The following is a 1,827-nucleotide window of genomic DNA, read 5'->3' as shown; positions in this document are numbered from 1 at the left end:
GACTTGAGGACGTGCACTGTCGAGGGCATGTCCCCCAGTCTCCCGCAGACGTCCGACGCCGACGGGGCGGCGCTCGGGGCGGAGTCGTTCTCCGAGGCGCGATCCTCCGCCTCCGCCCCTCCGCGACGACGCTCCTCCACAGACGGCTTCCACGAGACCTCTCCCCCGGCCTGGCGCGCCCCGCTCGCGGCGTCGGTGGTCGACGGTACTGTCGAAGACACGTTCGAACGAGCGGCGGTGTCGGGGGTCCCCCATAGCGTCGCGCTCGTCCCCCTCCCCCGCCCCGAAAGGACCTCATGGCCTCCTCGAAGACGCGCACCGCCCCGTACCGCTGCTCGGAGTGCGGATGGACGACCGCGAAGTGGGTCGGCCGCTGCGGCGAGTGCCAGCAGTGGGGCTCTGTGATCGAGAGCACCGAGCGCACCGGCCTCGTCCGCGCGGTCGCCGCTGTGGCTCCGGCCGCCGGCCGCATCGCGCGGCCGATCACCGAGATCGAGACCACGTCGGCGGCACACCGCCCCACCGGCGTGGGCGAGCTCGACCGCGTGCTCGGCGGCGGGATCGTCTCCGGTGCGGTCGTGCTGCTCTCGGGAGAGCCCGGCGTGGGCAAGTCGACCCTCCTGCTCGAGGTCGCGAGCCGCGCCGCGGCCGAGGGCCAGCGGGTCCTCTACGTCAGCGCGGAGGAGTCGGCCGCGCAGGTGCGCATGCGGGCCGAGCGCACCGGCGCGATGCACGACAGCCTCTTCCTCGCGGCCGAGACCGACCTCGCCACCGTGCTCGGCCAGATCGACGAGGTCCGACCGGACCTGCTCATCGTCGACTCGGTGCAGACGGTCGCGAGCGACACCGTCGACGGCCTGCCCGGCGGTCCCAGCCAGGTCCGCGAGGTCGCCGCGACCCTCATCCGCGTCTGCAAGGAGCGGGCGCTCCCCCTCGTGCTCGTCGGACACGTCACGAAGGACGGCTCCATCGCGGGGCCGCGCCTGCTCGAGCACCTGGTCGACGTGGTCTGCCACTTCGAGGGCGACCGGCAGACGGCGCTGCGCTTCGTCCGCTCGCTCAAGAACCGCTTCGGCCCGACGGACGAGGTCGGCTGCTTCGAGATGACCGCCGAGGGCATCGCCGAGATCCCCGACCCGAGCGGTCTGTTCCTCAGCCGCACCCGCTTCCCCACCCCGGGCATCTGCGTCACGGTCGCGATGGAGGGACGCCGCGCGCTCCCCGTCGAGATCCAGGCGCTCGTGATCGCGAACGACGGCGAGCACCCCCGCCGCGTCACGAACGGAGTCGACGCGTCCCGGGTCGCGATGATCCTCGCGGTCCTCGAGCGGCAGGCGGGCATCCCCCTGCGGCGCTGCGACGTCTACGTGTCGACCGTCGGCGGCGTGAAGCTCATGGAGCCGGCGGCGGACCTGGCGATCGCAGTCGCCATCGCCTCCGCCCACGCCTACACGCCGCTGCGGCCCGGGATCGCCGCGTTCGGCGAGATCAGCCTCTCGGGAGACATCCGGCCCGCCTCCGGAGCGAAGCAGCGCGCCTCCGAAGCGACACGACTCGGGCACTCCTCGCACCTCGACTCCAGCGCCTTCACCCTCTCGAGCGCGATCACCCACGCGCTCGTCCCCGTTCCCGAGCGCATCCGTCCGGAGCGGGTCCCCACGCACTGACGGCCGCGTCCCCGGCCCGCTGCACAGGCGCCCGTCCACCGCTCGGAGCCGCGGGCGCCCCCGTCCACCGCATCGTCGAGGATCGACACCGGAGGCGAACACGGGCTACATGGGCACTACCCGACAGCTCCGCCCGACCACGCACGCGTCCGCTCCGCCG

1 protein-coding gene is annotated in these 1,827 nt (G+C 73.4%); it reads left to right on the top strand.

Annotated elements, in window-relative coordinates:
• Window positions 1–296: 296 nt before the first annotated feature.
• On the top strand, window positions 297–1,667 hold the full coding sequence (gene radA / locus C5D66_RS16665; RefSeq protein WP_104224086.1) for a DNA repair protein RadA: 1,371 nt from the start codon (window positions 297–299) through the stop codon (window positions 1,665–1,667).
• The last annotated feature ends 160 nt before the right edge of the window (window positions 1,668–1,827 follow it).

This window comes from Rathayibacter sp. AY1B4, from assembly GCF_002932815.1.
In the GTDB taxonomy this organism is placed as follows: Bacteria; Actinomycetota; Actinomycetes; order Actinomycetales; family Microbacteriaceae; genus Rathayibacter.
This window is presented reverse-complemented; position numbering and strand designations above follow the sequence as displayed.